The organism is Bartonella sp. B1099 (assembly GCF_944801835.1).
GTDB lineage: Bacteria > Pseudomonadota > Alphaproteobacteria > Rhizobiales > Rhizobiaceae > Bartonella.
On the sequence record NZ_CALYLN010000001.1, the window covers coordinates 765,573 to 790,968 of the forward strand.

The 25,396-nt window shown below is 38.9% G+C and carries 16 protein-coding genes and 1 tRNA gene; 7 read left to right on the forward strand and 10 right to left on the reverse strand.

All coding sequences use genetic code 11. The features are described 5' to 3' along the window. Positions 1-27: 27 nt before the first annotated feature. The 3 genes from truA to def are packed head-to-tail and all read right to left on the reverse strand — an operon-like array spanning position 28 to position 2,232. Positions 28-771: a tRNA pseudouridine(38-40) synthase TruA gene (truA, locus tag NNJ73_RS03315; RefSeq protein ID WP_254492711.1), complete on the reverse strand. Its 744-nt coding sequence runs from the start codon at positions 769-771 to the stop codon at positions 28-30. Position 772: 1 nt separating this feature from the next. Next, the gene (fmt, locus tag NNJ73_RS03320) at positions 773-1,702 is read right to left on the reverse strand and encodes a methionyl-tRNA formyltransferase (protein ID WP_254492712.1); all 930 of its coding nucleotides are present in this window, start codon (positions 1,700-1,702) and stop codon (positions 773-775) included. Then, entirely contained in the window at positions 1,702-2,232 is a 531-nt protein-coding gene (gene def / locus NNJ73_RS03325) for a peptide deformylase (RefSeq protein ID WP_254492713.1), read from the reverse strand. Before def ends, fmt begins: the two co-directional genes overlap by 1 nt. 91 nt (positions 2,233-2,323) lie before the next feature. Here def and NNJ73_RS03330 point away from each other — a divergent pair, with 91 nt between their 5' ends. Continuing rightward, positions 2,324-3,505 carry a DNA recombination protein RmuC gene (locus NNJ73_RS03330; RefSeq protein ID WP_254492714.1) on the forward strand — a complete coding sequence of 394 codons (1,182 nt, stop codon included), beginning with the start codon at positions 2,324-2,326 and terminating at the stop codon, positions 3,503-3,505. Between the two features lie 113 nt (positions 3,506-3,618). Next, positions 3,619-4,206, forward strand: coding sequence for a hypothetical protein (locus NNJ73_RS03335; RefSeq protein ID WP_254492715.1), 588 nt, complete (start codon positions 3,619-3,621; stop codon positions 4,204-4,206). Positions 4,207-5,532: 1,326 nt separating this feature from the next. On the opposite strand, the gene NNJ73_RS03340 is transcribed toward NNJ73_RS03335, so the two are convergent. Then, positions 5,533-5,608, reverse strand: a tRNA-Ala gene (locus NNJ73_RS03340). 107 nt (positions 5,609-5,715) lie between these two features. Further along, positions 5,716-6,096 carry a TIGR02300 family protein gene (locus NNJ73_RS03345; protein WP_100129789.1) on the reverse strand — a complete coding sequence of 127 codons (381 nt, stop codon included), beginning with the start codon at positions 6,094-6,096 and terminating at the stop codon, positions 5,716-5,718. Between the two features lie 186 nt (positions 6,097-6,282). On the opposite strand from NNJ73_RS03345, the gene aroA reads away from it, so the two are divergent. The 5 genes from aroA (at position 6,283) to pncB (ending at position 20,326) form a co-directional block, all read left to right on the forward strand. Further along, positions 6,283-7,611 carry a 3-phosphoshikimate 1-carboxyvinyltransferase gene (gene aroA / locus NNJ73_RS03350; protein ID WP_254492716.1) on the forward strand — a complete coding sequence of 443 codons (1,329 nt, stop codon included), beginning with the start codon at positions 6,283-6,285 and terminating at the stop codon, positions 7,609-7,611. After that, positions 7,608-8,255, forward strand: coding sequence for a (d)CMP kinase (gene cmk / locus NNJ73_RS03355; RefSeq protein WP_254492717.1), 648 nt, complete (start codon positions 7,608-7,610; stop codon positions 8,253-8,255). The genes aroA and cmk overlap by 4 nt, the downstream gene beginning before the upstream one ends. 133 nt (positions 8,256-8,388) lie before the next feature. After that, positions 8,389-10,089 carry a 30S ribosomal protein S1 gene (gene rpsA, locus NNJ73_RS03360; protein WP_254492718.1) on the forward strand — a complete coding sequence of 567 codons (1,701 nt, stop codon included), beginning with the start codon at positions 8,389-8,391 and terminating at the stop codon, positions 10,087-10,089. Positions 10,090-10,320: 231 nt separating this feature from the next. After that, entirely contained in the window at positions 10,321-18,906 is an 8,586-nt protein-coding gene (locus tag NNJ73_RS03365; RefSeq protein WP_254492719.1) for a GH36-type glycosyl hydrolase domain-containing protein, read from the forward strand. A 115-nt stretch (positions 18,907-19,021) separates the two neighbouring features. Then, positions 19,022-20,326 (forward strand): nicotinate phosphoribosyltransferase, encoded by a 1,305-nt coding sequence (gene pncB / locus NNJ73_RS03370; protein ID WP_254492720.1) that lies wholly within the window; start codon positions 19,022-19,024, stop codon positions 20,324-20,326. A gap of 462 nt (positions 20,327-20,788) precedes the next feature. On the opposite strand, the gene NNJ73_RS03375 is transcribed toward pncB, so the two are convergent. From NNJ73_RS03375 to NNJ73_RS03395, 5 genes are all read right to left on the reverse strand, one after another. Beyond that, a complete protein-coding gene (locus NNJ73_RS03375; RefSeq protein WP_254492721.1) occupies positions 20,789-21,175 on the reverse strand; it encodes a YbaN family protein in 387 nt (128 codons plus the stop codon). Positions 21,176-21,584: 409 nt separating this feature from the next. Next, positions 21,585-22,490, reverse strand: a complete 906-nt coding sequence (locus NNJ73_RS03380; protein WP_254492722.1) for a metal ABC transporter permease — start codon at positions 22,488-22,490, stop codon at positions 21,585-21,587. Beyond that, positions 22,487-23,353, reverse strand: coding sequence for a metal ABC transporter permease (locus tag NNJ73_RS03385; protein ID WP_254492723.1), 867 nt, complete (start codon positions 23,351-23,353; stop codon positions 22,487-22,489). The genes NNJ73_RS03380 and NNJ73_RS03385 overlap by 4 nt, the downstream gene beginning before the upstream one ends. After that, positions 23,350-24,180, reverse strand: coding sequence for a manganese/iron ABC transporter ATP-binding protein (locus NNJ73_RS03390; RefSeq protein WP_254492724.1), 831 nt, complete (start codon positions 24,178-24,180; stop codon positions 23,350-23,352). The genes NNJ73_RS03385 and NNJ73_RS03390 overlap by 4 nt, the downstream gene beginning before the upstream one ends. Then, on the reverse strand, positions 24,177-25,085 hold the full coding sequence (locus tag NNJ73_RS03395) for a metal ABC transporter substrate-binding protein (protein ID WP_254492725.1): 909 nt from the start codon (positions 25,083-25,085) through the stop codon (positions 24,177-24,179). The genes NNJ73_RS03390 and NNJ73_RS03395 overlap by 4 nt, the downstream gene beginning before the upstream one ends. Between the last annotated feature and the right edge of the window lie 311 nt (positions 25,086-25,396).

Below are 25,396 nucleotides of genomic sequence, written 5' to 3' on the forward strand. Positions count from 1 at the left end.
TTTGAAAAAGTCATTTTTGTGAGACAGTTAATATTCTACTTTGGTTAAATAAAGTCCTGAAGGGGGAGCAACAACACCACAATGTTTACGGTCTTTAGCATGAAGAGCTGCTTCAAGATCTTGAGTTGTCCAACGTCCAATCCCCACTTCCATGAGGCTTCCTGCGAATGAACGGATTTGATGATGAAGAAAAGAGCGGGCTCGCGCATAAAGGAAGATTTCTTCACCTTCTCTTTGCACATCGAGGCGTTCAAGGGTCCGAATAGGGCTTTTGGCTTGGCAATGTGCTGAACGGAAAGTTGTAAAATCATGTTGTCCTACAAGCTTTTGAGCGGCTTCATGCATAGCTTCAGCATCAAGAGGCTTTGGCAACCACCACACACGTTTGGCATTTAAGGCTGGTGGAGAGCGACGATTGAGAATTTTAAAAAGATAATGACGTTTGATAGCGGAAAATCGTGCATCAAAGTCATCAGGGACATTTTCTACATTTAAGATTGAAATCGCTTCTCCCTGTTGGCGTAAAAGAGCATTGAGCGCATCCCGTACAGTATATGGAGGCCAGTTTTTTATGAAATCAACATGGGCAACTTGTCCCGTAGCATGCACCCCAGCATCCGTTCGACCCGCTGTTGTAATAGTTAATTGTTGTCCACTAAAGCGAAAAATCACCTGTTCAAGAGCTCCTTGTATTGTGTGAAGCTCTGCTTGACGCTGCCAGCCAGCATAATTTGATCCATCATATTCAAGAGTAAGTTTAAAACGGGGCATATCAAAAAACAGCAGAAATATGAGCACCTCGCAAAAAGGTTGCGCTCTCAAGGATTTTACCACCAGATCTTTGCAGGTGGGTTATTTCAAGGAGCCCTTGTCCACAATGGACAATCAAAGAATTTGGTTCTATTCGACCAATTTCAAGAGAAGGACCAGTTATTAAACGACTTCCAAGAATTTTTACGCGTTCTTCTTGTCCCACGATATTCATGTTACACCAGCAACCAGGAAAGGGAGAGAGTGCACGAATATATCGATGAATAAATTCAGCAGATTTTGTCCAATCAATGCGAGTTTCTTCCTTTTTGATTTTGGCAGCATAGGTGATGCCTTCTTCTGATTGGGGGGTCAGTTTGAGTTGTCCTTTTTCTAAAGTTGATAGAGTTTCTATCATAAGTTCTGCGCCGATATATGAAAGCTTATTTGACAGTTCACCCATAGTGGTTGTATCAGTGATGGGAATAGAGTGTGAAAGGGCAATAGGCCCTGTATCAAGCCCTTCATCCATTTTCATAATCATCATCCCGGTTTTCTTATCCCCAGCCATAATTGCACGCTGAATAGGTGCAGCACCACGCCAGCGTGGTAAAAGCGAAGCATGGGCATTAAAACATCCAAAACGCGGTGTTTCAAGAATAGCTTTTGGTAAGAGGAGTCCATAGGCAACCACAACAGCAGCATCAACACGAAGTGCTGCAAATTGGGCTTGTTGTTCGGCTTTTTTGAGTGTTTGGGGCGTAAAGATAGGAATAGATTTTTCTTCTGCTGCATTTTGCACGGGTGAGGGGATGAGTTTAAGACCACGACGTCCTGCTGGGCGAGGAGGTTGACTATAAACAGCGACAACATCATGACCAGCATCCAATAAAGCATGCAAAACGGGAACAGAAAAACTGGGTGTTCCCATAAAACTCAACCGTAATGCCATTACAAAATTGCTTCCTGAGTATTTTTTTCTTTTGCGCGTTTTTTAAATTTTCGTATCACCATATCGCGTTTGATTTTTGAGATATAATCAATAAAAAGACGCCCATCTAAATGATCCATTTCATGCTGTAAGCAAGTTGCCAACAGATCATCTGCTTCAATTTCTGTCTGTTTTCCTTCACGGTTCTGATAGCGAACACGCAGACGTTTAGGGCGTTCAACTTCTGCAAAATAGTCAGGAATAGAAAGACAACCTTCCTTGTAAATATTACGTTCTTCTGAAAGCCATAGAATTTCTGGATTGATAATGACAAACGGATTTTTCGGTTCCTCATTTGGAGAGACATCCATAACTAATATGCGCAGTGGTATACCAATCTGAATAGCAGCAAGACCAATGCCTTTAGCGCAATACATGGTCTCCAACATATCATCTGCAAGCTTTTGGAGGGTTGCATCAACATGCTCGATAGGTTTGGACACTTCGCGTAAAATTGGATCTGGTAAAGTAACTAAAGATCTCATTGACATAAGGTACAGATTAATCAATGCTTGTGTATGGGTCAATATTGAATAACAAATTTTTGCGCTTTTTTACGATGAGGGCGTTATATTACTTCTCATGTTTGATTCGTTTTTTTCTATACTGGCTGGTGGGCTTTTTTCTGAACTAACACTTTTGCTTTTATTGATATTTGTCTGTTTGGCATTTTTTATGCTGATACATTCTCATCGAAAAAAAGCATTTTTGGAAAATGAAATTGCCAAGCGTGCTCGTGAAGCACAAGAGCAAATGGCTACTTTGCTCAAAACACAAGCTGAAATGCAAGGGCGCATGCAAACGATGGCGGAAATTTTTGGTCAACGGCAAGCTGAATTGAACAAATCACTCAGTGAGCAACTCAATGGCATGACAACAAGTTTGGGACAAACACTTCAGGTACAGACCAAATCAACGTATGAAAATTTGAATCGTTTGCAAGAGCGTTTAGCTGTGATTGATGCGGCACAAAATAATATTCAATCGCTTACGGGACAAGTTGTTCAGTTGCAGTCTATTTTAAGCAATAAGCAGACACGGGGTACTTTTGGTCAAGGGCGAATGGAAGCTATTATTGCCGATGCCTTACCAACAAATGCTTATGTTTTTCAGGCAGTTCTTTCCAATGGAAAGCGCCCAGATTGTCTTATTCATATGCCCAATAAAGCACCATCTCTGGTTGTTGATGCTAAATTCCCTCTGGAGGCTTGGAATGTTCTGCGTAAAGCTGCATCAGAGCAAGAGCGCCAAGAGGCAGAACGCCAATTTCGTACCGATATGGAAGTCCATATCCGTGATATTGCGCAAAAATATTTAATTCCTGGAGAAACCCATGACACCGCTTTTCTTTTTGTCCCATCGGAATCGATTTTTGCAACAATTTATGAAGATTTTGAGCCATTGGTACAAAAAGCCAATAGAGCTCATGTAATTATTGTTTCACCGTCTTTGTTGATGCTCTCTGTTCAAGTTGTCCAAACCATTATGAAAGATGCACGGATGCGTGAACAAGCGCATTTAATTCAATCAGAAGTGGCAAAATTGATGGAAGATTTTGGACGAATGGATATACGTGTTCGCGCACTACAGAAGCACTTTCACAAAGTAGGTGAAGATATAGAGGGAATTTTAATATCGTCCTCCAAAATTATGAAACGGGCAAATCGCATTGAAACTGTCGAATTAAAAGAAAATTACTCAGAATCAACAAAAATGACAACATCGGCTCAGTCGCAAACATTGCGTTTGGTTGATGAAGAATAAAGAAAAGCAAGCTTCTGAACGATTACAAGTTCAGATCATGTTCTTTATTGATTGGTAATAATTTTTTAGTATCCCTATCTTGTTTTATTTCTTAAACGAGAGGAATAGGGAATATGCGACACCTTTTGTTTTTAGGGGCACTGGTGTTTTTGCTAGGGGGGTGCACAACAACCACTCCCATCCACACAAACAATGCTTGCGCTATTCTAGCACAAAAAAATGGTTTTTTTGATAATTGGGGTAGGGCATCTCAAAGAGCAGAAATGCGTTATGGAATTCCTATGCCGATTATTCTGGCAACTATTAATATGGAATCAAGTTTTCGTCATAATGCACGTCCTCCACGCAAAAAACTACTTGGTTTTATTCCATGGAAGCGTCGGTCGACAGCTTATGGTTATTCTCAAGCGCTTGACAGTACATGGGCAATGTATCTGCGCTCTACAGGAAAGTCTTTTGCATGGCGTACGAATTTTGCAGATGCTGCTGATTTTGTTGCTTGGTATCATCGCCAAAGTGTTCAGCGCAATGGGGTGAGGTTTGATGATGCCTATAGCCTTTATTTAAATTATCATATGGGGCATGGTGCTTATGCGCGGAGTGGTGGACATATTAATGCTGCACTTTCACAGGCAGCACAGCGTATGGCAAGGATGTCTAAGCTCTATGCACAGCAATTAAAGAGATGTGGATGGCATTAGGAAAGATTTTTAAAAATCTCAATTAGGGAATTGATGAATTGATGGGATAAAATTGTTCAAGAGTAAAATTTCTTATGGGGTGATAAGGCAGTATCGTTTTTCCGATTATTAAAGAAACAAATTAAAATAAACTCAAGTGACAGAAAGCTTTTGCAAGACATAATCTATTTGAAGACACTCTTGATATTTTTGTCCTCCTTAAGAAGGTATATTTATTCAAAAAATTTACAATGGATACTATCTTCCATTGAACGCTGGCATTTAACTCTGGGCGAAATGACAGAAATTATTGAAGGAAATTTTTAAATTTCATTATGCGCATGATTGGCTTGATTATGACATGAATATTTATTTGTTAAGCGTATAAAAGAGCAATTAAAATAAATGCAATTCAAGCATCATAAAAGGGTAAAACATTCAATATAAAAAATGAGAAATGCATTAAACGAAAGAGCATCGCTTCATAAAAATGTTGCTTCGTATAAAGGTATAGTTGTAGCCTTCCAAAAGACTAATAGTCTTTAGTATTGTATGAGATGAAGACTTTCCATATTAATTAAAAAGTTATCTTATTGTACGCCCCTATTGTTTAGGGGGGAAGCTATATACTGCTTTCATATAATCAAGGCAAGATTTTCTTTTAGCATGAAGTAACATTGGGAGCGGGCAAAATGTGTGATAGCGTCGCTTTGCTCCTATACCTCAACTTTGCTCATGATGTGCTAAGGAAACGATTTTCATTGATTTAATATGTGAGGATTTATGATAAGAAAAGCATACTCTGTTCGGAATTATTATTGAATAGAGGAGATAATTTAATCATGATAAATCAATATGTTCTTTAGGCATTAACATACCTCAGGAATGAGCTGGTGAACATTATTTAAGTGGGGATTTTTTTTAAATTGGTAGGTCATTTGATAAGATTAAAAACACTGGAAAAAGTTTTGATTCGCTATGATCGAGAAGTATATCCTGTTCTAGAGCTTTTATTTTAGGTAGCTTGCACCTATTAACAAGATATCCATAACCAATATATTAATTTTGCGGAAATGTTGTAGCGGAGGGGAGTTAAAATTTTGTTTTTAAAACAATGTGTAAGATAAACAATACATTTCTTATTTCTATGCAAAGCATAAAAAACGTCACTTACTTTCCGTTACTATGAAAATAAAATTTCACAATCCAACAAATGATTACAAATATATTATAATGCTGAAAGAAGCGTGCACTAATAGATTAATAGTTACATAGCCCATAACCTTTTTAAATTGATCACACGTTCTCTGCTATAGATTGATTCCTTGAGAGAAGAGCTGGTTCTTTTGGTGGAGCTAAGCGGGATCGAACCGCTGACCTCTTGCATGCCATGCAAGCGCTCTCCCAGCTGAGCTATAGCCCCTAAAAACAAATTTTCCCCAAAAGAATAGTCTATAATTTCAACTTTTCTAAAACGAGAAAAATTGAAGATCAAGAAGAATTTGCATTCAATGAAAAAGATGCCTTCTTTTAAGCGTCGTCATCATTAGAAACGCCGCCTCCGAGAATATCGGTAACGTCATCATCTTCATCGTCATCATCGTGAGATAAAAATGTATCGTCGTCATCACCAAGATCAACATCACTATCTTCCAGATCAGGAAGATCGTCATCTTTAGAACCATCATCATCCTCTTCAAGAAGCATAAAAGCAGACTTTTCAAGTGCTGTATCAAGCTCTTCAGTATCCACTTCCTCTTCATTATTTGCTTCAGCTGCTGCAACCTCAAAATAAGAACGCGGATAAGAGATTCCTGTATAAGGCGACACAATAGGGTCGCGATTTAGATCGTAAAATTTTTTTCCTGTTTCTGGATCAACACGTTTCGTTCCAAGTTCCTGTTTTGCCATAAACCGTGCCTCTTTGATTAACTCTATTCCATTAAAAGATAAATTTTATGGTGCTTAATCGAAAAATAATGCCTTTGTCAAAGATAAATATACTGTTCCACGTAGATTTTTTCATGACGCCCTTTAAAGCATGTGCTAAAGAATGCATAATTTCATACAAGTTAGATAGAATTAAACAGAATTTCCATGCAAAAAGCAATCCCTATAACCGCCTATAAATCGAGTAGTCTCTCTGGAAAAATTCGAATACCAGGAGATAAATCAATCTCCCACCGCTCTCTTATATTGGGAGGGTTAGCAAATGGTGAAACATATATCCACGGATTACTTGAAAGCGCTGATGTACTCAATACAGCTGCTGCTATGAAGGCTATGGGCGCCTGTATGATTAAGAAAGATGACTTCTGGATCGTACGAGGAACAGGGAATGGTTGCCTCTTAGCTGCACAAAAACCTTTAGATTTTGGAAACGCTGGAACAGGTGCTCGTTTGGTTATGGGAATGGTTGGTCCCTATCATATGAAAACAACTTTTATGGGTGATGCTTCTCTCTCTAAACGTCCTATGGGACGTATCCTTGATCCACTGCGTCTTATGGGGGTGGAAATTGAAGCAACAGATGGCGATCACCTTCCTTTAACGCTTTATGGCCCCAAAATGGCTAATCCGATTCGCTACCGTGTCCCAATAGCTTCCTCTCAAGTTAAATCGGCAGTTCTCCTTGCTGGACTGAATACCGCTGGCATTACAACCGTTATTGAACCGGTTCTCACGCGCGATCATACGGAAAAAATGTTAAAAGCATTCGGTGCTCAACTTGAAATAGAAAGAGATAAAGAAGGAGCACGTTTGATTCATCTTCACGGTCACCCCCATCTTACTGGACAAACGATTCATATTCCCGGAGATCCTTCTTCTGCTGCTTTTCCAATTATCGCAGCCCTTCTTGTAGAAGATTCTGATATCACTATTGAAAATGTTTTGATAAACAATTCTCGAATAGGACTTATTGAAACATTGTGGGAAATGGGCGCTCAAATTGAATTTTTGAATCAGCGCCAAACAGGTGGAGAAGATGTTGCCGATCTACAGATAAAATCATCGATTCTCAAAGGTGTTACTGTACCGAAGGAACGTGCTCCATCGATGATTGATGAATATCCTGCTTTGGCGGTTGCAGCAGCCTTTGCAGAAGGCAAAACAGTGATGCTAGGAATTGAAGAATTGCGTGTTAAAGAATCAGATCGGCTGTCTGCTGTTGCTCAAGGGTTAAAAATTAATTGCGTGGACTGTGAAGAAGGTCAAGATTTTCTTGTTGTTTATGGGAAAGGCTCTGCTAAAAATTTGGGGGGTGGACATGTTACCACACATCTTGATCATCGAATTGCGATGTGTTTTCTCATTTTTGGGCTTGCATCAGAAAAACCTGTTACCATTGATGATAAACGAATGATTGCTACGAGTTTTCCGGAATTTATTCCTTTTATAAAACAACTTGGGGGAAAAATCGCTTGAAGCCTTTTGTTATTGCCATTGATGGACCTGCAGCCTCAGGCAAAGGGACCTTAGCACGCAAGATCGCTGCACATTATCATCTTCATCATCTGGATACAGGGCTTACTTATCGTGGTGTTGCTTATGCACTTTTACAACAAAAACTGGCTCTTAATGATGAAAAAAATGCTATCATTTGTGCTAATGAACTTGATTTTAATACCTTAAATCCTGCTCTTCTTTCTTCTCATGAACTTGGTGAAGCGGCTTCAAAAATAGCGATTAACCCTGCTGTACGCAAAATTCTTGTCGAAAAACAACGTAATTTTGCCAAAACTTTACCTGGAAGTGTGCTCGATGGGCGAGATATTGGTACGATCGTTTGTCCTGATGCCGATATCAAGTTTTATGTTCTAGCCAATGTTCAGATACGTGCCAAACGTCGCTACCAAGAAATTTTAGAAAAGGGGGGGCAAGCAAATTATCATGAAATTCTTAGTGATCTTGAACAGCGAGACAGTCGCGATATAACACGCAAACAAAGCCCTCTAAAACCAGCAAAAAACGCCCACTTGCTTGATACGTCAGAATTGAGTATAGAAGCAACATTTGCAATTGCATGTGCTTTTATTGATCCAATCATAAAAATGCATATAATTGGATAAATTCATTAAGGTGGCTCCCAGCCTAGCGCTAATTTTTCCTCCTTTATTCAAGGGAAAAGGCTAAGGGGTTGCCCATGTTAACACTAACCTAGCGCTCATACCTTATAAGATAAGGTATATATTAGGAGTTCTTATGTCACAATACAATCCCACAACAGCGGATTTTGAAGCCCTTTTAACAGAATCTTTTCAAACCAATGATCTTAATGAAGGATCTGTTGTTAAAGGTCGTGTTATTGCAATCGAAAAAGACATGGCCATTATTGATGCTGGACTTAAAGTCGAAGGACGTATACCTCTCAAAGAATTTGGAGCTAAAGCAAAAGATGGTTCTTTGCAAGTTGGCGCTGAAGTTGAGGTTTATATTGAACGCATTGAAAATGCGATGGGCGAAGCTGTTTTATCGCGTGAAAAAGCACGGCGCGAAGAAAGTTGGGTCCGTTTAGAGGAAAAATTCAATGCTGGTGCACGCGTTGAGGGCGTTATCTTTAGCCAAGTAAAAGGTGGTTTTACAGTTGATCTTGATGGTGCTGTTGCTTTTTTGCCGCGCAGCCAAGTTGATATTCGTCCCATTCGTGATGTTTCACCTCTCATGCATAATGCACAATCTTTTGAAATTTTGAAAATGGATCGTCGTCGTGGCAATATTGTGGTTTCACGTCGTACAGTCTTAGAAGAAAGCCGCGCTGAGCAACGTTCAGAAATTGTACAAAATCTTGAAGAAAACCAAATCGTTGAAGGTGTGGTGAAAAATATCACAGATTATGGTGCCTTTGTTGATCTTGGTGGAATTGATGGTCTTTTACACGTTACAGATATGGCATGGCGGCGTGTAAACCACCCATCTGAAGTGCTTACAATTGGTCAAACGATTAAAGTTCAGATTATTCGCATTAATCAAGATACGCACCGTATTTCTCTTGGAATGAAACAGCTTGAAAGTGATCCTTGGGAAAGCATCAGTGTCCGCTATCCGATTGGTAAAAAAATTACGGGTGCTGTGACCAACATTACGGATTACGGTGGTTTTGTTGAAATTGAACCAGGGATTGAAGGATTGATTCATGTTTCTGAAATGAGTTGGACAAAGAAAAATGTTCACCCTGGAAAAATTCTGTCTACATCACAGGAAGTGGAAGTGGTTGTTCTTGAAATTGATCCTTCTAAACGGCGTATTTCTCTTGGCTTAAAGCAAACATTTGAAAATCCATGGGAAGCTTTTGCCAATAAATTTCCTGTCAATTCACAAATTGAGGGAGAGGTTAAAAATAAAACAGAATTTGGTCTGTTTATTGGGCTTGAAGGCGATGTTGACGGTATGGTTCATCTCTCTGATCTTGATTGGAACCGTCCAGGTGAACAAGTCATTGATACTTACAACAAAGGCGATATCGTTAAAGCTGTGGTTTTGGATGTTGACATTGAAAAAGAGCGTATCTCTCTTGGAATTAAGCAGCTTTCCAGCGATAAAGTTGGAGAAGCCGCCGCTTCTGGCGAATTGCGAAAAGGGGCTGTTGTAACCTGTGAAGTGATCGCTGTTAACGAAAATGGCATTGATGTGAAATTGATTGATCACAATCTTGAGACAACCATTCGGCGTGCTGATCTCGCGCGTGATCGTGATGAACAACGTCCTGAGCGTTTTGCTATTGGACAAAAGGTTGATGCGCGCATCACAGCATTTGATAAAAAAACACGTAAAATTTCAGTATCGATCAAAGCGTTAGAAATTGCAGAGGAAAAAGAAGCTGTCGCCCAATATGGTTCTACAGACTCAGGTGCTTCTCTTGGCGATATTCTCGGTGCAGCTTTGAAAAAACAAGAACAAGATTAATCATCAATCATTAACATTGATGGTATTATTAAGGTCACTCCTAAAATGAGTGACCTTTTTATTTTCTAAAGAAATTATTTCCTTAATTTTTAATTATCGCATTAAAAATTATTATAACTGCTTGCAAATAAAAACAAAAAGTTTGTTTTTTGTCTATCAACGGTTCACTATTCAAATAAAATGCTTACAATTTAAATAAAAAGCGATGTAATTGAATGATAATGGGACATTATGGCGTGCACAATACCTTTCATAAAGTACTTTTTTTCTCAAAAGAAGAGAAAAGACCATTTTATTAATAGTGATTTTCCTCTTCGTGCAATTTATAAAGTACAGGAAGATCTTTATGATCTAGGGCATGATATAGCTTCTGGCAAAGAAATTTTACTCCCTGAATATGAAGGAGTAGAAGATTTTCGCAAGAGATTGAATGAAAATGCTAAACTTATTCTTCATGCCTTTCATACCAGTGATTTTGCTGCCCGAAACGATGAAACTATCGCACCGTCTGCGCAATGGCTCATTGATAATCATTACACCATTGATAAAACCATACAACAATTACGCCGTAATCTCCCTAAGTCCTTCATAAGGCAACTTCCTCTTTCACCACAAAAAGCAGGAATACCACGCATTTTTGCTTTAACTTGGCTTTATATTGCGCATACCGATAGCAGTTTTTCACAAGAAACACTGACAGTTATGATCAATGGGTTTCAAGAAGTTTGTGCGCTCACAATTGGTGAATTGTGGGCTCTTCCTTTAGTTATGCAAATGCTACTCATTGAAAATGTTCGTCGTCTTTCAGTGCGTATCGAAAAAGCGCGGCAGATGCGCCATCTTGCCAGTCAAGTAGCTGATAAAATTTCTCTTGTAGAAAATAAAACCAGTCTAAATTCTCTTTTTACGCAGTACAAACCATTCACTGCTGACCCAACTTTTTCAGCGCATTTATTCTATCGCCTGCGCAGTGCATCTATCGATTCAACCATAGCGTTAACTTGGCTTGAAAAGCAATTAGAAAGTCAAGGCAGTAGCTTAGAAAGTGCAACAGCCGATGAGCATACCCGACAAGCGGCAGATGGTGTGACCATGGGCAATATTATCTGTGCTCTTAAAGCGATAGATAATATTGACTGGACCATATGGTTTGAAACTGTGAGTTGTGTCGATGCTATTTTACGTAAAAAGAGTGATTTTTCTGAAATTGATTCCCATTCACGCAGTATTTATCGACAAGTCATTGAAAAAATCTCACGTTTTTCATCTCTTAGCGAGCTGGAAGTTGCACACAAATCTGTAGAAATGGCAAACCCCACTTTTGAAGATATGCCTCATTATTCCTCTGTTGGGTGGTATCTTGTCGGTGATGGTCGTGGCATATTTGAAAAGGCTTGTGGATATACGCCGCCTCTTCTCATAAAATGGGCACGCGCTTTTTATTGCTTAAAACTGAGAGTCATTGCCATACCTGTCTCTTTTCTGACGCTTGCCCTTTTGCTTGCAGTCTATACCGTTTTCCAAATATCTGGTATGACACTATGGATGTCCCTTTGCTTTACTGTATTAGCGCTTTTTCCTGCTATGGATACGGTTTTTTCTTTCTTTAATACAGTTGTTTCATGGTTTGTTCCATCAAGACAGCTCATTGGTTATGAATATAAAGAAGGTATTCCAAAACATGCTCGGACAATGGTTGTTGTACCTACCTTGATAACATCATGCGATGATATTGATGCGCAAGTGCACAATCTTGAAGTGCACTATCTTTCCAATCCTAAAGGTGCGGTCCATTTTGCACTCATTACAGATTGGGTAGATGCTCCCTTGAGAGAAACGCAAGATGATCTTGATTTGTTGCACTATGCGCAAAAGGGTATTGATAAACTCAATGGTCGTTATCATCGTGATGAATTTCCTGTTTTTTTCCTTTTACATCGCCGACGTCTTTATAATAGCGGTGAAAAATGTTGGATGGGATGGGAACGAAAGCGGGGAAAACTTCATGAACTCAATCGGCTTTTAAGAGGCGATAAAAATACGAGTTTTTACTCTCCTAATCCAAATCTTCCGATGGATTGTCGTTTTGTTATGACACTGGATTGTGATACACGTCTTACCCCTGAAAGTGTGACAAAACTTGTTGGAAAGCTTAATCATCCACTCAATCATCCCATTTTTGATCCGCAAAGTGGAAAGGTTGTCAAAGGCTATAGCGTTTTGCAGCCACGCATTATTCCGTCTCTGACAACAGGAAAAAAAACATCAATTTTCCAACGGGTTTTTTCGACCAGCCGTGGTATTGATCCTTATGTTTTTGCTGTTTCTGATACTTATCAAGATCTTTTAGGAGAAGGTACTTTTATCGGTAAAGGTCTTTATAATATTGATGCATTTGAACAAGCACTTGACGGCAAAGTTAAAGAAAATACTGTTCTCAGTCATGATCTCTTAGAAGGAGGATATGCCCGTACTGCTCTGGTCAGTAGCATCACAGTCATTGAGGACTACCCAACGGCTTATCATATTGATGTTATGCGTTATCATCGCTGGATTCGTGGTGATTGGCAACTTTTGCCCTATCTTTTTTCTCGCCATAAAATAAGCTCCGTGACGCGTTGGAAAATGCAGGATAATTTGCGTCGTTCTCTTACACCACTCATGTGGTTAGTTGCAGCGTTTGCAGGGTGGGCTCTTTTGCCATTAAAGAGTGCACTCATCTGGCAGATATTTTTGTTGCTTAGCACCTTCATTGCCCCCATTTTATGTGTATTAAAAACGTTTTTTTCATCCAATATAGATTATTCTTTGCGCGGACATTTTCAATTAATTTGGAATAAAACCACTCTTACAAGCGCTGATATCTTTCTTAAGACGACTTTTCTTGCTCATTCGGCGTATTTTATGACAGATGCGATTATTCGTACACTCTATCGTATGACGATTTCAAGACAGCATCTTCTTGAATGGAAAACCTCTGCCGCAACAAAATCAATGCCCAATAGTTTGCAGTTCTATATTTTTACAATGGCACCAGCATCACTTATTGGTTCTCTTGCCCTAACACTCCCTCTTTTTTTTAATAGTTTTGCAAGCTTTATTGCTTTGCCTTTTGGGATAGCATGGTTTTTTTCACCTTTCATTGCTTGGGTTGTAAGTCAACCTTCAACATTTCAAGATAGCCTTGAACTTTCTTCAAAAGATGAAAAAATCCTCCGCTCTATTGCTCGGCGGACATGGCTTTATTATGCAACCTTTGTCAATGAGCAAAACAATTATTTGCCTCCCGATAATTTTCAAGAAGACCCTGAACCTCTTGTTGCTCAACGCACATCCCCTACAAATATCGGAGTTTATCTCCTGTCTATTATTGCGGCACGTGATTTTGGCTGGATTGGTTTTGAAGAAACAGTTACCCGTATCGAATGTACATTACGCTCTCTTGCAAAAATGGAAAAGTTCCATGGTCACCTCTATAATTGGTATGCAACGGATACACTCAGGCCTCTTTTGCCCACTTATGTCTCAACCGTTGATTCAGGAAATCTTGCTGGTCATTTGGTAACACTCTCTTCTGCTTTAAGGGAATGGGCTGAAAAACCGCATCTTCTTTTTCAAAGTGATCGAGAAGGCTTATCGGATGTTCTTATTATTCTTAAAGAAACGGTTAAAGAAATTCCAGATCATCAACCAAGTCTACGCGCTTTACGACAAAGAGTTGAAGAAAATATTGTTCGTTTTCATCACTCTTTCCGTACTTTTGTCGAACAAGAAAATACGATACCTTCTCACATCAAGGATCTTTCACGTGCAGCCCATGATATTGTAGACTTAGTTAATGAACTCGACCAAAAAATTCAAACAATAGAATCTGCTCGTGCGCTTTGTTGGTCTAAATGCCTTATCGAAACTTGCGATGCTTATCATCATGATGCAATGGCTCATTGTGATCCTGAAAAATTATGCAAAAAACTAAACAGGTTAGCTATAGCGGCAAGGCAAATAGCCTTTGATATGAAATTTGATTTCTTAGAACAGCCTAAACGGCATCTCTTATCCATTGGATATCGTGTTCAAGAAAACAAACTCGATGAAAACTGTTATGATCTACTTGCTTCAGAGGCACGTCTTGCAAGTTTTTTTGCCATTGCAAAAGGCGATATAAAACTTAAACATTGGTTTCATCTTGGTCGACTCCTCGTTCCCATAGGGTGGAAAGGTGCTCTTTTATCATGGTCTGGTTCCATGTTCGAATATCTTATGCCATCTCTTGTGATGCATGAACCTTTAGGGTCTCTCTTGGATCAAACCAATCGATTGATTATTCGTTGTCAAATACAATATGCTCATACACGGGAATTGCCATGGGGGATTTCAGAGGCTGCATTTAATGCTCGTGATCATTTAATGAATTACCAATATGCTCATTTTGGTGTTCCCAACCTCGGACTCCAACGTGGTCTTTCACGCAATGCTGTCATTGCTCCCTATGCCAGCTTTCTTGCAGCACAATATGTGCCTCACAAAGCTGTAACCAATTTAAAGCGATTGCGTAATCTTGGAGCTTTAGGAACATATGGTTATTATGACTCTATTGATTTTACCCCTTCACGCGTAAAAACAGGGGAAAAATACGCTATTGTACGCAATTATTATGCGCACCATCATGGTATGTCTATTCTTGCTCTTAACAATGTTATTTTTCAAGGACGAATGCGTGATCGTTTTCACCGTGATCCCGTTGTGGAAGCAACGCAATTGCTTTTACAAGAGCGCGCTGCCCATCTTATTCCTATGATTCACACCAAAGCTATTCATCGTATGCGCAATAAATCTGAAGTATTGGATGCCGCCCCTTTGCGCATTATTACAAATCCGCTGCTTAAACCACGGGAAACTTTACTTTTGTCTCATGGTTTTTATTCTATCATGTTGACAGCGAATGGTTCTGGCTATAGCCGTTGGCACGATTATGCGATTACGCGCTTTATTCCTGATGCAACAGAAGATCAACAAGGGATTTTATTCTTCCTACGCAATATACATAGTGGACGGTGGTGGTCTGTGACCAGCGAACCAACACGCGTTATTGAAGAAGAAGCTGTCAGCATTTTTATGGATGAAAAGGCTGAATATACGAAAATGGTTGATGGTATCAAATCAACCCTTGAATGTCTTATTACATCTGAAGGATGTGGTGAAGGTAGACGTATTCAACTGATGAATACAACAAACAAAGACTGTCTTATTGAAGTAACCTCGTATGGTGAACTAGCGCTTGCAACAATGGATATGGACCAAGCTCATCCTGTTTTTTCACGGATGTTTATAGAGACGGAAATTGCTGAGGAGGGCAAAACAATTTTTGCCAAAAGGCGCAAACGCTCACCTAATGATCCTGAAATTTATATTGCTCATTTTGTTTCCAGTACAACAGATACTCTTAGAGAAACAGAAGCTGAAACGGATCGTTCGTTGTTTATTGGTCGGGGGCGATCCATTCATCGGCCCGCTGCATTTGATCGAAATGCTCATTTTAGTAACAGTCAAGGTTGTGTTCTTGATCCTATTATGTCACTGCGATGCCGTATAAAAATTCCAGCCCATGGAAAAGCAGAACTTATTTTTTGGACTTTTGCTGCTCATACAAAAGAAGCACTGCATCATCATATAAAACATTATCGACAACCTGATATGTTTCAAAAAGAACTTTCAATGGCATGGACACGCTCACAAGTTGCACTGTATCAGAGCGGAACCTCGCTTAAAGAAGCGATTGTCTATCAAAAATATGCAACGCCTCTTATCTATCTTGATCGAACATGGCGTCTTCCTTCTGAAATATTAGCAAAAACACTTGGAAAACAGTCTAATCTTTGGCCCATGTCCATTTCTGGTGACAATCCACTTTGTCTTCTTAGATTAAATAACGAGGGAAATATAACTGTATTGCGTGAGCTCCTTAAAGCACATGAATATTGGCGGATGCGCGGACTTATTGTTGATTTAGTCATTCTCAATGAACAAGCATTTTCCTATATACAAAATACACAACGCGCTCTTGAATGGGTATGCGAATCTTATCGACATTACACGCAAGAACCAAATGCACGCCAACATATTTTTACGCTTCGGCGTGATCAAATGAGTGAGCAAAGTTTTAAAACGCTTCTTGCATCCGCACGCATTATTCTCGATGCCGAAAATGGCTCTTTATCTGAACAGCTTAAACGACTTAGTGAGAATGATTTTGATCTCTCAATTCGTAAAAGTGATCAGGGGGCTCATGATCAATTAGACACCTCAAAATATAACAAAGGAAGACAAGTCACAACACAAACTGAACAAAATCTTTTTGCTTCCATTGGTCTTGCGAGCCGACAAAAACCATCTTTTCCTCCAATGACTGGAGAAGATCTAAAATATTGGAATGGTTATGGTGGTTTTAATCAGCATAATCATTATATCATACGTCTTCATGGACGGACAACGACACCGCATCCGTGGATTAACGTCATTGCTAATTACGGATTTGGTTTTCATGTTTCTGCTGAAGGTGCAATTTTTACTTGGGCTCACAATAGCCGTGATTATCAATTAACGCCTTGGGCGAATGATCCAACGTCTAACCGGCCAGGCGAAGCGCTTTATCTGGTTGATCGCCAGTCTTTAAAACGTTTCTCACCCGTTTCTGCTGTCGAATGTGATGAAAATGTTATCTATGAGGCTTGTCATGGTTTTGGATTCTCAACTTTTAAGTCGACACATTCAGAAATCGCATTAGAACTAACCCATACACTTGATCTAGAGAAACCTGTTCGCTTTTCACGTCTACTCCTCACGAATGAAGGGGAAAAGCCACGCAGTTTACGCCTTTATAATTATGTTGAATGGGTTTTAGGCAAGACTCAAACAAAATATGCTCCTTTCATTGTTCCCTCTTACGAGGCTAAATGGGGGGCACATTTTATTCAAAATCCTTATCACATTGAAAAATTTCAACAAGTTACATTTTTATCAGCATCCGAAACGCCAACCAGCACCACAACCAATCGCAGCGAATTTATTGGTGCAACGGGAACTGTAACACATCCAAACGCGATCGGTAAAGCCAGGGCACTTTCGAATACTATTGAAGCAGGATATGATCCTTGTTCAGCATTTGCTTATGATATTGACCTTCTTCCAGGTCAAACAAAAGAAATCATTTTCTATCTTGGCAGTGCTGAAAATAGAAAAGAAGCTGAAAAATTACTCAATCAAGTACGTGCAAGTGATTTTGAAACTTTGCTCACACAACAAAAACAATATTGGAGTGATTTTGTTTCCCCGCTCCAAGTAAAAACACCTGATCCCTCTTTTGATATTATGGTCAATCATTGGCTTCCTTATCAAGTCTATGCATGCCGCATTATGGCGCGCGCTGCCTTTTATCAAGCAAGTGGTGCATTTGGCTTTCGTGACCAGTTACAAGATAGTTTGTCTTTATTGTTGTTGGAACCACAATTAGCCCATGAACAATTGGTAAACGCAGCTGCGCATCAATTTCTTGAAGGGGATGTGCAACATTGGTGGTTGCCTGAAACAAATGCTGGTGTTCGCACACACATTTCTGATGATATCGTTTGGCTTGCCTATGCAACAGCTTTTTATGTCAATACCACTGGCGATGATGCTTTTCTTGATACGCTCGTTCCTTTTATTGAAGGCGATGTTCTCAAAAGTGGGCAACAGGATGCTTATTTTCAACCTACCCAATCCTCAAAGGTTGCAACAGTTTATGAACATTGTGCTTTAGCTTTAGACCTTGCCATTAAACGCTGTGGATCTCATGGGCTCCCTCTTATTTTAGGTGGCGATTGGAATGATGGCATGAATTTGGTCGGTGTGCAAGGAAAAGGCGAAAGCACTTGGTTGGGATGGTTTCTTGGGTGCACGTTACAAGCATTCATTCCTTTAGCTCAAAAACAGCGTGATAACACTCGTATTGAAACCTGGAGCGCGTATTTTGAACGTTTGAAAAAATCTCTAGAAAAAAATGCTTGGGATGGTACTTGGTATCGACGTGGTTATTTTGATGATGGGACGCCTCTTGGCTCTCAAATCAATGATGAATGCCAAATTGATACCATTGCTCAATCTTGGGCTGTCATTTCTCAAATGGCACTGCTTGAGCGCCAAAAACAAGCTATGGCCTCAATGCTTGAACGTCTCTATGATAAACAAGGAAAACTTTTACGTCTTTTCTGGCCTCCCTTTGATAAAACAACGCTCGAACCTGGTTATATAAAAGGTTATCCTCCAGGTATTCGAGAAAATGGTGGACAATACACCCATGGTGCTATTTGGAGCATTTTAGCGCTTGTTGAAATGAATGAAAGCGATAAAGCCTATCATTTATTTTCCACAATTAACCCTATTAATCATGGACAAGATCCTGAAACTTATCGTGTTGAACCTTATGTAATGGCCGCAGATATTTATGCCGTTGAGTCACACCTTGGACAAGGTGGTTGGACATGGTATACAGGTTCAGCAGGCTGGTTTTATCATGCTGCAACACAAGCTATTCTTGGAATACAGCGTCAGGGAGATCTGTTGTTTTTAAAACCACATTTACCTTCTACTTGGCCAAAGTGTGAAGTAAAAATGAAATTTTATGAGGCTGTTTATACCATTAAAGTCAAATGGGGATCTAAAAATATACTTCATGTTAATGGCAAAAAATATACCGAAGTTCATACAGGGATAAAGTTACAAAAAACGGGAAAACATGAAATCATACGCATACTTAAGTCCTCAAAACAGAAAAGCTAAAGAGCTTTTTTATTCTTGCCTAAAATCTTAGAGTTGTTATAGTCCTTGCACCGCCTATATTGACCGTGTTGGTACATAATAATTTTAGATTTTATGAGACTGAAAGAAAAAAATTATGAATCATCCGGATATTGCTAAACGTGTTTACGATCATACTTGGAAGCTTGATCCCATTATTCGTTCACTTCTTGATACAGATTTTTATAAGCTTCTTATGGTACAGATGATTTGGGGGCTTTATCCCACTGTCGATGTTACTTTTTCTCTTATAAATCGCTCTAAAACAATACGGCTTGCTGATGATATTGATGAAAGTGAATTGCGTGCCCAACTTGATCATGCTCTTAGTTTGCGCTTTACAAAAAAAGAAATGATCTGGCTTGCTGGTAATACATTTTATGGACGCAAACAAATTTTTGAACCGGATTTTCTTCAGTGGCTTGAGAATTTTCAACTCCCAGAATATGAATTAACCCGCAAAGATAGCCAATATATTCTGCATTTTCATGGTTCATGGGCTCATAGCTCTATGTGGGAAATCCCAGCCCTTGCTATCGTCAGTGAATTACGCTCACGTGCTGCTATGAAAAAACTGGATCGCTTTGCTCTTGATGTACTTTATGCACGTGCTAAAGCAAAAATGTGGAGTAAAGTTGAGCGCCTTAAAAAATTGCCTGATATTAAAATATCTGACTTTGGGACACGGCGTCGCCATTCTTTTTTATGGCAGCGCTGGTGTGTTGAAGCATTAAAAGAAGGTATTGGTCATTCTTTTACGGGAACTTCTAATGTTCTTCTTGCCATGGATACAGATTTAGAAGCTATTGGAACCAATGCGCATGAATTGCCTATGGTTATTGCTGCTCTCAGCAACAACGACGATGAATTACATAGAGCTCCGTATCAAGTTTTGCAAGATTGGAACCGTTATTATGGCGGAAATCTTCTCATTGTTTTACCTGATACCTTTGGTACAGAAGCATTTTTATGCAATGCTCCAGATTGGGTAGCAGATTGGACGGGTTTTAGACCGGATAGTGCACCCCCTATTGAAGGTGGAGAACGTATTATTCAATGGTGGAAAGAAAAAGGGAAAGATCCACGCGAAAAACTCTTAATTTTTTCTGATGCACTTGATGTCAATACAATTGAAAAAACCTATCATCATTTCCATGGAAAAGTGCGCATGAGTTTTGGATGGGGCACTGATCTTACCAATGACTTTACAGGTTGTGCTCCTCAAGAAATCGCAACCCTTGATGCTCTTTCCCTTGTTTGTAAGGTGACCCATGCCAATGGTCGACCAGCCGTAAAACTTTCAGATAATCCTGAAAAAACGATCGGTGATTCAAAAGAAATACAACATTATCTCAATTTTTTTGGCAATAAAAAGCGCGTTTCTAGACCTATAAAGATGTAGTTTTGGGCTTTTTAAACGAATATATTGTTTAAAAAGTAACCTTTACTCCTCTAAGGACGAGTATTCTTAACCCTTGTAGGTCACAGTAAATCGTTCAGCTTCTTGTTGAGTGGATTCTACTTGGTTTCTCATATATGCGGTTTACTTACATAAGGTGCGATAAGCAAAACTTAAAAATATGCACGAGGCACTTAAAAAGGCTTAACATGCCAAGAAAGTTTAGCGAAATTTACATGCTTTACAAAAATAAAACCTCTTAATGAATGTAATTTATCATTGTTTACAAAACGACTCTTTATGCGTTTTAAAGGGATTGTACATAATTTTCTTTGCTTATAAAAAGCTTGTTATTTCATATGTATTTTGAATATGGAGAAGTTATACTAAAACTTGAAAGAAAAATCTTCCCTTATTGTTCTAACAAATAAGTCAAAGCTAAAAAGAGCATCTCTCATAGAGTCTTTATGAAGATGAACGTGTCACAATATAAATAGCAATCAACAATAATATAACGGCAACGAGTAAAGAAATCCATAAAGGAGGGTGTACCATTACGAAAAAGGATAATCCCCCTCCTGTCATACTCATCACGGCAAAAATTTTAACAAATGGAGAAATAGCTCTTCTTTCTTCCCATCGTTTAAGAGAGGGACCAAAAATACGATGATGATTCAACCAGTGATGAAAACGTGGAGAAGAACGCGTAAAACACCATGAGGCAACCAACAAAAAAGGCACTGTTGGCATAATAGGTAATACCACACCGATAATGCCTAATATAATCATTACCCAACCTGCTATAGAGTAGCAGAGGCGTAAAGGGTGTGATATCTTGAAATATTTCTTCATTTTCTCGTATTATTTTCTTTCACGTAAAAAATTTTACACAAAAAATTGTATCTGTTTCACTGTTCATGTATTTGAATGGATAATCCCTCTCCACACATTTCTATGTGTAAGTGTCTTTACTGTCATAAGTTCCTTCAAGATACTAAATAGCTTTGCAATATGATAATCATTTTAAATGGTTTCAAGAAATAAGAAGAGATTTTAGAAAAGTAAAAAAATAAAAAGGCTGCAGAATAAATCAATGCAGCCTCTTAATTAAGAATGCAGCGTTGGGGGGGGAGAATACTTACTGCACTCATTTGCTAGACATTAGGAGGAAAAATAACCTAGCGACTCAACCTCTAATTAAAATAAGCATGAGAAACAATATATAAAAATGCATGGCTGATATGCATGAATTTTATCACCGTTAAGTTTCTTGAACTGTGTTTCGACGAACGAAAATCGTCATGAAAATGGCAATAAAAATCAATGTCAAGATCAACACAATTGTGGAAGCAGAATCAGAGCCGATAAATAAGCTGAGATAAATCCCTAAAAAACCAGAAAGAGCTGCAACAAGTATCGCGATCATTAACATAAAAGAAAACCGTTTTGTGACAAGATAAGCAATTGCTCCTGGTGCTATCAGTAAAGAAATCACAAGCACAATTCCAACAGCTTTCAAAGCCGCAACAATTGTAAGAGAAATCATTGTGAGAAGGGTATAGTGGAGCAGTGATATTCGCAATCCCATCGCACGCCCTTGTACTGAATCAAAAATATACAGCATAAAATCGCGCCATTTTGCGCCTAAAATAAAAGTAACAATGGCAGAAATGATTGCTGTCTGGGTAATATCAAGCCAATTAACGCCCAACAGATTACCAAATAGAATATGATTTAAATCTAGGCTACTATAGATAGATGTTGCCAAAACAAGCCCTAAACCAAACATCGATGAAAAAACAACACCCATCACTGTATCCTGTTTGATACGACTATTGCTTCCCAAAAAACCTGTTGTAAGTGCACAAATCATACCCGCAACAAAAGCACCGCAAGTAATCAAAGTCATTGTAATATTCTCTGGACGCATATGCTGGAACCAAGCAAATGGCAAAGAAGCTAAAAATGCTATCACCCACGGTGTTGTCATATAACCAACAACAACACCTGGAAAAACGGCATGGGAAATGGCATCGCCTAACAGGGCCCATCCTTTCAAAATAAGAAAACAAGAAAGCATTGCCATTGGAATAGAAAGGATCATAACAATAAGCATGCCTTTCAACATAAAAGAAAATTGAAAAGGAAGTAGTAATTGATCAATCATGATAACATCACACCTTTTTTTGCTGCATTTATCCGTAAACGCGCAGCAATATAGCCGTGTTTAGGAGCAAAAATAAAAGCTAACATAAATAAGAATGCTTGAAAAAGCACGACAACACCACCCGTTTGTGCATTCAAAAAATAGCTCACGTAAACACCTAATACGCTTGTGAATGTCCCAATTATAACTGCAATAACCAAGATATTCACAAAACGATCACTTAAAAGATAAGCTGTTGCCCCAGGCGTCACCACCAAACAAATAACCAAAAATGCGCCAACCGTTTGCATAGCAGCAACAGTACAAGCAGCAAGCAGTGTAAAAAAGAGAATCTTTAAAAACTTTACGTTCAATCCAATGGCACGTGCGTGTGTTTCATCAAATAAAGAAACAAGGAGATCTTTCCATTTCAAAAGCAATATGGACAAAGAGAAAAAACCAATAAAAGCTAATTGTATAATATCTGATGAACTGACTGCTAAAATATTTCCTAAAACAATTGTATCAATATTAACAGCCATTGGTTTTAATGATTTGAGAAATAACCCAAAAGCAAAAAAGGAAGAAAAAATGAGACCAATAATGGTATCTTCTTTCAGTTTTGTTCGCTGATTAAAAAACAGCATAGCTGCCGCAGCAAGACCACCAGAAAAAAAAGCGCCAAGTGAAAAAGGTAACCCTAAAAGGTAAGCTCCTGCGACACCAGGAACAATCGAATGGGATAGCGCATCACCAATTAATGACCAACCTTTTAACATCAAAAAAGCTGAAAGGAAGGCACAAACACACCCCACTAATCCAGAAACCCACATTGCATTTACCATATATTGATAGCTCAGTGGTTCAAGCAAAAAAGAAATCATGCAACGTTCTCCACTTTTTCAATATTTTCACGAACTGCGGATTGTTTTCTTCCCATGAAAACATCATTTTTTTTAGCGCCTTGAAGATCGAAAATATGGTGGTGCAAAGACCCTCCAAAAGTTTTTTCCAGATTTTCCTTTGTAAAGATTTTTTCGGTTAACCCAGAAGCTAAAACGGTTCCTTTAATTAAAACCGTATGATCACAAAATTCCGGAACAGAGCCTAAATTGTGGGTAGAGACCAAGATCACGGCTCCTTCTTTACGAAGATCTTGTAACAAAGCAATGATTTTATCTTCTGTTGTCACATCAACCCCTGTAAACGGCTCATCTAATAAAATAGCTTTTGCTTTTTGTGCCAAAGCACGCGCCAGAAAGACACGCTTTTTCTGTCCACCAGAAAGTTCTCCAATCTGGCGCTTGGCAAAAGGCAACATATCCACGCGTTCCAAGGCAACACGAACAGCTTCATAATCTCGTGCGCTGGCATAGCGAAAGAAATTCATATGGCCATACCGCCCCATCAAGACAACATCTTCAACCAGAACAGGAAAATTCCAATCCACATCTTCACTTTGAGGAACATAAGCAATAAGGTTTTTTTTCAAAGCGACATCAACGGGCAAATCAAACATGCGAATTTTTCCCTTTGAGGGGCGTACAAACCCCATAATCGCTTTAAATAATGTTGATTTACCGGATCCATTAACGCCAACCAATGCTGTAATAGAACCCTTTGGACTTTCAAAGTTTACTTCGCGTAAAGCTGTATGTCCATTACGATAAGTTACCGTTACCCCTTGGGCAAATATTCCACATTCCGTCATTGGCTTTTTACTCCCTCTAATAAGGCTTTGCTAATACGTCCACTCGTGACACGTAATAAATCAATATAAGTGGGGACCTCACCATTCTTCTCACTGAGAGAATCAACATAGAGAACACCACCGTATTTAGCTCCTGTTTCTCTTGCGACTTGTTTTGCAGGTGCTGGAGAAATTGTGCTCTCAGAAAAAACGGCATGAATATTGTATTTTCGAACCATATCAATAACATGCTTAACTTGCTGCGGGGTTCCTTGCTGATCCGCATTAATGGGCCATAAATAAAGTTCTTTTAGATCAAAATCACGTGCTAAATAGCTAAATGCACCCTCGCTGGTTACAAGCCAACGTTTATCTTGAGGAACTGCTGCCAATTCAGTTCTAATTGGATCAATGGTGGCGCGAATCTTCTGCTTATAAATTTCAGCATTTTCTTTATAAATAGCAGCATGTTCAGGATCATATTTTACAAAGGCATCGCGAATATTATCAACATAAATCAAAGCAGAGGTCGGTGACATCCATGCATGAGGATTCGGTTTACCACTAAAGGGGCCCTCACCAATTGTAATGGGTACAACGCCTTTTGAAACAACGACACTTGGAACATCCTTGATATTTTGAAAAAACTTTTCAAACCAAAGTTCTAACTCTAACCCATTCCATAGGATAAGATTTGCGCCTTGTGCACGCATGAGATCACGAGGGGTGGGTTGATATTCGTGAATTTCAGCACCTGGTTTCGTGATTGATTCAACATCAGCGACATCACCCGCTACATTTCGCGCCATATCGGCAATAATGGTGAATGTCGTAACAGCTTTAAATTTACCAGCACATACCGCTAAATTGGGAGTAAGAAAAATAAAACTTCCCAGAATGAGAGTAAAAATTTTTTTTATATTCATTAATTTTCTCTTTATTTTATTGCGAATGATTTGCATTATCATTTAGCAATAACAGTTATCTTTTACATTTGCAATGAAGGATTTTTACAAAAATTAACTTTTCAAGTCCTTTAAAAATAATTTTTTATCGTCTTGAAAATTCACCTTGAAAAAGGTGAATGGTTTTAAAGAAAGGTTGCTTTGTTGTTTTGCAAAGCATTTAATAAAAAGCTGAGATATCTTTCTCATTCGTTGCTGGTAAGCTTGTGTTTTATGGCACTTTTTATCTCATAAAGCCTGTGACTTTTCTGTTGCTGCTGAATCAACAGCTC